The 7,614-nt window shown below is 35.7% G+C and carries 8 protein-coding genes; 2 read left to right on the top strand and 6 right to left on the bottom strand.

Annotated elements, in window-relative coordinates; genetic code table 11:
* Positions 1-128: 128 nt before the first annotated feature.
* The 3 genes from HH304_RS19095 to HH304_RS19085 all read right to left on the bottom strand — a co-directional run bounded on the left by HH304_RS19095 (position 129) and on the right by HH304_RS19085 (position 2,391).
* The gene (locus HH304_RS19095) at positions 129-482 is read right to left on the bottom strand and encodes a hypothetical protein (RefSeq protein WP_169684887.1); all 354 of its coding nucleotides are present in this window, start codon (positions 480-482) and stop codon (positions 129-131) included.
* A 73-nt stretch (positions 483-555) separates the two neighbouring features.
* Complete coding sequence (locus HH304_RS19090; protein WP_169684886.1) at positions 556-1,941, bottom strand: M28 family peptidase; 1,386 nt, start codon at positions 1,939-1,941, stop codon at positions 556-558.
* 15 nt (positions 1,942-1,956) lie between these two features.
* Positions 1,957-2,391: a hypothetical protein gene (locus tag HH304_RS19085; protein ID WP_169684885.1), complete on the bottom strand. Its 435-nt coding sequence runs from the start codon at positions 2,389-2,391 to the stop codon at positions 1,957-1,959.
* Positions 2,392-2,433: 42 nt separating this feature from the next.
* Between HH304_RS19085 and HH304_RS19080 the strand changes: the two genes are divergently transcribed.
* Positions 2,434-3,639, top strand: coding sequence for an S-adenosylmethionine:tRNA ribosyltransferase-isomerase (locus HH304_RS19080; RefSeq protein WP_169684884.1), 1,206 nt, complete (start codon positions 2,434-2,436; stop codon positions 3,637-3,639).
* Positions 3,621-4,544 (top strand): mechanosensitive ion channel family protein, encoded by a 924-nt coding sequence (locus tag HH304_RS19075; protein ID WP_271711695.1) that lies wholly within the window; start codon positions 3,621-3,623, stop codon positions 4,542-4,544. Before HH304_RS19080 ends, HH304_RS19075 begins: the two co-directional genes overlap by 19 nt.
* A gap of 34 nt (positions 4,545-4,578) precedes the next feature.
* On the opposite strand, the gene HH304_RS19070 is transcribed toward HH304_RS19075, so the two are convergent.
* Genes HH304_RS19070 through HH304_RS19060 form a run of 3 tightly spaced genes read right to left on the bottom strand, consistent with a single transcriptional unit; the run spans position 4,579 to position 7,372 of the window.
* A complete protein-coding gene (locus HH304_RS19070; protein WP_271711694.1) occupies positions 4,579-5,976 on the bottom strand; it encodes an NAD(P)(+) transhydrogenase (Re/Si-specific) subunit beta in 1,398 nt (465 codons plus the stop codon).
* On the bottom strand, positions 5,973-6,287 hold the full coding sequence (locus HH304_RS19065) for an NAD(P) transhydrogenase subunit alpha (protein ID WP_169684883.1): 315 nt from the start codon (positions 6,285-6,287) through the stop codon (positions 5,973-5,975). Before HH304_RS19065 ends, HH304_RS19070 begins: the two co-directional genes overlap by 4 nt.
* Complete coding sequence (locus tag HH304_RS19060) at positions 6,263-7,372, bottom strand: NAD(P) transhydrogenase subunit alpha (protein ID WP_169684882.1); 1,110 nt, start codon at positions 7,370-7,372, stop codon at positions 6,263-6,265. Before HH304_RS19060 ends, HH304_RS19065 begins: the two co-directional genes overlap by 25 nt.
* Between the last annotated feature and the right edge of the window lie 242 nt (positions 7,373-7,614).

Here is a 7,614-nt window from a genome sequence, read left to right as displayed (position 1 = left end):
AGCGCACACAACTCAATCGAAATTCATAGTTGTACTTCTTTCTCTTAAACATAAAAATGCCCCCAAATAGTGTCTAACTTTTTGGGGGCACTCTAAAATGGCCACTCTTTTTTTTATATCATTTTTATTTAATCTTCATCATCATATTCATCATCATCACTATCATAATTATCCCTGCTATCATCTTCCTCTTCTTCATCATCACTTTCATCAGACTGCTCATCGATGAATTCCTCAGAAAGATTACCAAACTCATCATAATCGTCATCGTCTTCAATAATTTGAACTGCTTCTTTTTTGGTCATACGAATCAAATAATAGATTTCGTCGGTATCAAAAGGCAAAGCTGACACTCTTTCGCCTTTAGCATTGGTAAATGAAACCAAATTATCAGCGAACCCATATGGGTATTCCAATTTTACAAGATTAATTACCTCCTCAGGTAACTTATCATAATCCTTAACGATGCGCTTTTTTTCCATAACAGTTGGTTAGTTCTGATATATTATTCGGTAATTATAAACAATATGTCAAATTAATAAAATGAGTTGAAAATTATTTTTTATTTTTTTTCTCTAAATTTTTATCCAGCAAATATAACATAGAAGCTAATCCACCAACTCCTAACTCTAACTCTCTTTGATTAACAGATTCAAAAACATCCGCTGGAGTATGGTGGATATAAAAATATCTTTGGGAATCAGGAAGGAGTCCAATAAGTAATGTATTCTGCTCAGATAGTGGAGATATATCAGCCCCTCCCCCTGGCTTGTCAAAATCATAATAACCCCACTCCAATAACAATGGCATCCAACCTTTTATCATTTCCTTTTGTTCTGGTGTGCCTGTTGAAGTAAACCCTCGAGGAGAAAACCCTCCACGATCAGATTCAATAGCAGCGAGGTGATTTTCATTATATTTACCGGCCAATTCGGCATATTTTTGACCACCACGCAGACCGTTTTCTTCATTCATAAACATTACAGCACGAATTGAATATCTTGGTTTATACCCCGATAACTTTAATACTCTTAAAGCATCAATTGACTGAACGCATCCGGCACCATCATCATGTGCACCTTCTCCAAGATCCCAGCTATCAAGGTGACCTCCAACTACAATGTAATCATCCGGAAATTCAGTACCGTTTATTTGACCAATCACATTATAAGAAAGCTTATCGGGCATGAAAGCACAATGTGTCTCAATATATACTTTTAAATCAGGTTCAGCCTTGAGCATCTCGCTAAGTTGCTCAGAATGATATGTACTAATTGCAACTGCAGGAATTTTGGGTACATTTGGTTGGTATCGAGTCATTCCGGTATGTACAACCTTATTAATTTTATTACCCATTGAACGAACAATCACAGCCAAGGCTCCTTTTTTTGCAGCTTCAGCTGGTCCGCTTCCTCTTTGATCAACTGCTTTACCATATGCACCAAAGGTATTATATAGAGTTTCATCAAATGGCCTATTGAAAAACACAATTTTCCCTTCTACGTCTTTTTCCTTCAGATTAGTAAGTTCTTCAAGGCTATTCAACTCAATTATTCCTGCAGTAACTCCAGGACTACCTGTTCCCACAGTATTACCTAAAGCGGTAACAGGTAATGAAGTTGAACCAAATCTCTGTGAAATCACTGTTGCTATTTCAGGTTTATTTCCCCTGACCCAATGTGGAACCATTACTGGCTGTAACCAAACTGAATCAAATCCATATGCTAACATCTGTTGACGAGTATATTCAACAGCAGCTGCTGCCTCAGGTGAACCAGATAATCGTCCGCCAATATTTTTGGTCAAGAACCGTAAATCCTCATAGGCTCGTCCTTTTGTCAGGGATATTTTAAAAATAGAATCAACAAATTCTTTATCATCCTGTGCCTGCGAACTAAGAGTAAAAAGGCATAAAAAAATTAGCGCTAGATGCTTCCTCATTATTAATCTTTTAATTTATTCTACAAGTTTTGAGTTATTCAATATATACATATGATAATTCATATCATGATCATTCAGCTTTAAGGTACCTGAAATTTTAACTTTAGTCTCTAAAGGCTCCAGTTCCTTTTCAGATATAATCTCAACTATTGTTTCAGGTCCTGCCCCTCCACAATAATAACAAACATTAAATGGAAGTTTAGATAAAATATAATGCCCGCTTTTACCTACTTCTACTGGCAAAATATACCCTTCAAGTTCTATTTCTTTACCATCAATTGCATTAAGCTTTTCAGAAAAGACAGGGATATCAAAAGGAATATCTGACCCATTTGAATAACCTGTTTGGAAAGTCACAGCAGAAAGTACATTCCAATAATTGAGCTTATTCTGGCCAAAAAGACAAACAGAAAAACATAAAATGAATAAACAATAAATTGTTTTCCTCATTATTTAACTATAGCGATTTTATATTTGCAAAAATAATTAGTTGTGAATTCAGTAGATTTATCAAAGTACACATATAACCTTCCGGATGAAAAAATAGCTAAACATCCACTTGAAAAAAGAGATGAAGCAAAACTTCTAATCTATCAATCCGGTAAAATTTCTACGGAGATATTTAAAAACATTCCGGAGAATATTCCACATGATTCAACTTTAGTCTTTAATAATACTAAAGTAATTCCTGCAAGGCTACTTTTTAGAAGAGAAACAGGGGCTATTATTGAAATTTTTCTTTTACAGCCATACGAACCTACTGCTGTGATTGACGATGCGATGACATTAACTGGACCTGTATCATGGCTTTGTATGATAGGAAATGCCAGAAAATGGAAAGATGAAGAAATACTAAAAAGAGAAATTGTTGTAGATGGTGAATCAGTTACAATTGAAGCTTCCTGGGTTAACAGAGATCAAAAATTAGTTCAATTTGACTGGAAGGGTGAAAATGTCCATTTTGCTGACTTAGTAAAAAATATGGGGCAAGTCCCTTTGCCTCCGTACCTAAACAGAGACGCTACAGAAGAGGATGTACCAAGGTATCAGACTGTTTATGCAAAAAAAGACGGTGCTGTTGCCGCTCCCACTGCGGGATTGCATTTTACCAACCAGGTATTTGACGAGCTTTTACAAAAGGGTATCAGCAAGGAATTTATAACCCTCCATGTTGGTGCGGGAACTTTTAGTCCTATTAAAGTGGATAACCCAGTGGATCATCCAATGCACAAAGAACAAATCTTATTCAAAAAGGAAGTCATTGAATCTTTATTAAACAATAATGGTAAAATAATTCCTGTAGGAACAACTTCTATGAGGAGCCTTGAAAGCTTATATTGGTATGGCACAAAGATATTAGAAGGCCAAACAGACTTTTTCATTCCCAAATTAATTGCTTATGAAAAAAGTCAACACCCTTCCAGAAAGGATTCATTAAGGGCAATTTTGGATTATATGGAAAAAAATAACCTGGAGGTTATTCATGGTGAAACTGAAATCTTTATCTTCCCTGGATATAAATTTCATTTTGCAGATGGTTTGATTACTAATTTTCACCAGCCAGACTCAACTTTAATATTACTTGTAGCTGCATTTATTGGAGAAGACTGGAAAAAAGTTTACAATTATGCATTAGAAAATAATTTTAGATTTTTGAGCTACGGTGACAGCTCATTACTTTGGAGAAAGGATCAATGACTTTTAACGAAATACTTGAAAAATTAAAAGATTTTTTTCAGCCTCTTATTGATGTGCTGTCTTATACTATCTTCTCTCTTGGCAAAACTGATTTTACGGTAATTACAATTCTGTCTCTTATTTTCAGCTTTGTTGCTCTTGTTTATATAGCTAACCTAATCAGGAGCCTACTTGTAAATAAGTTAATGGCAAGATATAATATTGAATATGGCATCAGACAGACCTATGGCTATATTTTCAGACTTTTCATCTTACTATTAGGAACACTTATAATTCTTAATTCTTTCGGTATAAACTTTACAACTCTTGGAATTGTAGTTGGAGCACTTGGAGTCGGTATTGGTTTTGGACTTCAAACTATAGTTGACAACATAGTTTCTGGTATGATCATCCTTTTTGATCAGCCTATCAAAGTTGGAGACAGAGTTCAGGTTGGAGATATAATTGGTGATATTATAAAAATTGGTGGCCGTGCAACTACCATCAGAACTAATGACAACATCATTGTTATTGTTCCCAATTCAGAATTTATTTCAAAAATGGTAATTAACTGGTCGCATAATGACCGCCGAATAAGAATTAAAGTTCCATTAGGAGTAAGTTACAAGGAAGATCCGGATAGAGTAAAACAAATCGTATTGGAAGAGGCAAATAAGAATGAAAATGTCTTATCCAACCCTGAGCCATTTTTATTATTTACAGATTACGGTAGCAGTAGTATAGATTTTACCTTGCTAGTTTGGTCTACCAAATATGTAGACCGGCCTGCATTTCTACAAAGTGAATTATACTATGCTATATTCAGGAGATTTAAGGAAGAGAACATTGAGATCCCATTTCCTCAAAGAGATATAAACTTCAGAAATGAGTTAACAATAAAAAAAGATGGTGAACAAGCGAATTAGTTTGTCCACCATCAGTTCACAACTCTATGTCATTTTAAACTTCAGCAAGTTCCTTAACTAACCCGGATAGTGACTTTTTAGCATCACCAAATAACATCTTGGTTTTATCTTTATAGAATAAGGCATTATCAACACCTGAATAGCCGGTATTCATACTTCTTTTGAATACAACAACCTGGTGAGCATTTTCAACTTCAAGTATTGGCATACCATAAATCGGGCTACCTGTATCAGTTTTAGCAGCCGGATTAACAACATCATTGGCACCAATTACCAATACAACATCAGCTCCATCCAATGATTTGTTTGCCTCCTCAAGATCTAATAGCTTTTCATATGGCACATCAGATTCTGCCAATAAAACGTTCATATGCCCTGGCATTCTTCCTGCTACAGGGTGAATTGCATAGTTAACCTCTACCCCTTCATTTTCAAGCAAGACTTCAAGCTCCCTGCAAACATGTTGTGCTTGCGCTACAGCCAGCCCATATCCAGGTACCACTAAAACTCTTTTTGCATATTTTAATTGAACAGCCAGGTCTGACATAGAAACTTCTTTTACAACCTTATCTCCTTCATCTCCTACTGATGAAGAAGATCCTCCGAAGTTTCCGACCAGTACCTGAGCCAGAGATCTGTTCATTGCGTTACACATTAAAACAGTAAGAATTATCCCTGAAGCACCCACAAGGATACCACCAAAAAGCATTACATTGTTATCATATACAATTCCAGCAAGAGCAGCTCCAATTCCCGTCAAACTATTAAGGAACGATATAACTACTGGCATATCTCCTCCTCCAATAGGAGAAACGAATGACACACCATACAACAAACTAATTGCAGATAACCCTATTACAAAACCCAGACTAATTGTTGAAGGGTAAATTGAATAATATACTATTGACACAACAACAATCAATAATAGAATAATATTGAAAAATGCCGAATATGGAATTTTCAACTTTTCATTCCATATCCCTTTAAGTTTGCCATAGGCTACAAGAGAACCCGTAAACGAAACAGCGCCAATAAACAATGCAGACAAAACGGTCAGAATTGCACCAAATGAGACATCTGAATCAGTAAGGTAACCTACAAGCTCAACTACTGCTAGGGCCAAAGTTCCTGCTCCCCCAAATCCATTAAATAATGAAACAAGTTCTGGCATTGCTGTCATTTCAACACGCTTAGCTGCAATTAACCCTATTGTTGTTCCAATAGCCAATGCAGCCGCAATGACACCATAATTATTGACCGGTTCATCACCAAGAGCACCAAAAAGAGCAGTCAATATTCCCAATATCATACCGGTTGCAGCTAATGCATTTCCTGTAGTAGCTGTTTTAGGGCTACTCAATCTCTTAAGACCGATGATAAAGAAAACTGTACTAATTAAATAACTGAGGTCGGTTATGGTTGAATATATCATGATTTCTTCTTCTTATTAAACATTGAAAGCATTCGTTGAGTAACTGCAAAGCCACCTGCCACATTTATTGTAGCGAATGCAATACCTAAAAATCCGATGAAAAGACCAAAGTAGTCATCCGATGGTGTTAGTCTTACAAGAATAATTCCTCCTATGACAACAACTCCCGATATGGCATTTGCTCCTGACATTAATGGTGTGTGAAGTACGACAGGTACCTTTCCAATTATCTCAGTACCCAAATAAATCGCAAAAATTAAGAGATAAATAAAAAGTATATTCTCTCCTATCCAACTGATGATTGCATCCATGATTCTTCTTGTTTAATTTTTATAGCCTGTACAATATCATCATCAATTCCCAGATCAATTTTCCCGTCTGAGATGAAAAGTTTAAGCAAGTTCAAAATATTTTTAGCATATAATTCCGAAGCGTGAACAGGTAATTCATTTGATAAATTCCCTGCACCAATAATTGTCACCCCTTTAAAATTAACAACCTCATTATCAGCCGAATGATCACTATTACCTCCAGCACCTGAGGCCAGATCAACGATTACAGATCCTGATTTCATTCTAACAATTGTAGACTCAGGAATTAACAAAGGAGCCTTTTTCCCTCGAAGTAAAGCCGTTGTGATAACCACATCAGACTTAGCTGCATGATCAGCAATTACCTTCGCCTGTAACTTTTTATATTCTTCTGTTTGCTCTACGGCATATCCACCAGCACCTTTATCGTCTTTTGCACCCTCTACAACAACAAATTTCGCTCCCAGACTTTCTACTTCTTCTTTTGCTGCAGTTCTAAGGTCAAAAGCTTCTACCACTGCACCTAATCTCTTAGCAGTGGCTATCGCCTGAAGTCCTGCAACACCCGCTCCAAGTACTAAAACTTTTGCCGGAGCTACCGTTCCTGCGGCCGTAGTTAACATAGGAAAATATTTAGGGAGATGTTCTGCAGCTTTTATAACTGCTTTATACCCCGCAAGGGAAGCCATTGACGAAAGAATATCCATTGACTGAGCTCTGGAAGTTCTAGGTATCATATCTAACGATAAAGCATGTATGGGGAAATCATTAACGATATCCACATAGTCTTTATCAGGAGAAAATGGTTCGAATGATGAAACCACAATAGCACCTTTTTTCATTAGTCCATATTCACTTCCGGAAAGAGGATTGATTGACAATAGAATATCCACCTGACCCAAAAGATCTTCTTTAGACATAATTTCTGCTCCTGCATTCTTAAAATCTGAGTCTGAAATAAATGCACTTTCTCCGGCTCCACTTTCAACACATACATTTAATCCTAACTTATTAAAACTCGAAATTATCCCAGGAACAATAGGTATCCGGTTTTCACCAGACTGCTTGATAGCACCGATTATCATATTAAAATTTTATTTTGTTAATGAGCAATCACAAATAATGAAAGAATTACATTTATAACAAAGAAATAAAGGTAACTTTCACAAATAAGATTATAAATTATTTTAAAAATCACAAAATAAAAGACATGAAATTCAAAATAATTAAATTAATATATAAAAAATAAATATTTTATAATAACCACTTAAGCCAGAATATTAAACTATTCTTTTACCTCAACACTTAATAAAGCAAAAGAACGTAT

Source organism: Marinigracilibium pacificum, from assembly GCF_012926615.1.
Classification (GTDB): domain Bacteria; phylum Bacteroidota; class Bacteroidia; order Cytophagales; family Cyclobacteriaceae; genus Mangrovivirga; species Mangrovivirga pacifica.
The sequence above is the reverse complement of the archived record's forward strand: the minus strand, read 5'-3'. Positions and strand labels throughout refer to the sequence as shown.

Excerpts from the sequence above, each read along its gene's own strand:
- HH304_RS19095 (WP_169684887.1), bottom strand. The coding sequence starts at position 482 with ATGGAAAAAAAGCGCATCGTTAAGGATTATGATAAGTTACCTGAGGAG.
- HH304_RS19090 (WP_169684886.1), bottom strand. The coding sequence starts at position 1,941 with ATGAGGAAGCATCTAGCGCTAATTTTTTTATGCCTTTTTACTCTTAGT.
- HH304_RS19085 (WP_169684885.1), bottom strand. The coding sequence starts at position 2,391 with ATGAGGAAAACAATTTATTGTTTATTCATTTTATGTTTTTCTGTTTGT.
- HH304_RS19070 (WP_271711694.1), bottom strand. The coding sequence starts at position 5,976 with ATGATATATTCAACCATAACCGACCTCAGTTATTTAATTAGTACAGTT.
- HH304_RS19065 (WP_169684883.1), bottom strand. The coding sequence starts at position 6,287 with ATGGATGCAATCATCAGTTGGATAGGAGAGAATATACTTTTTATTTAT.
- HH304_RS19060 (WP_169684882.1), bottom strand. The coding sequence starts at position 7,372 with ATGATAATCGGTGCTATCAAGCAGTCTGGTGAAAACCGGATACCTATT.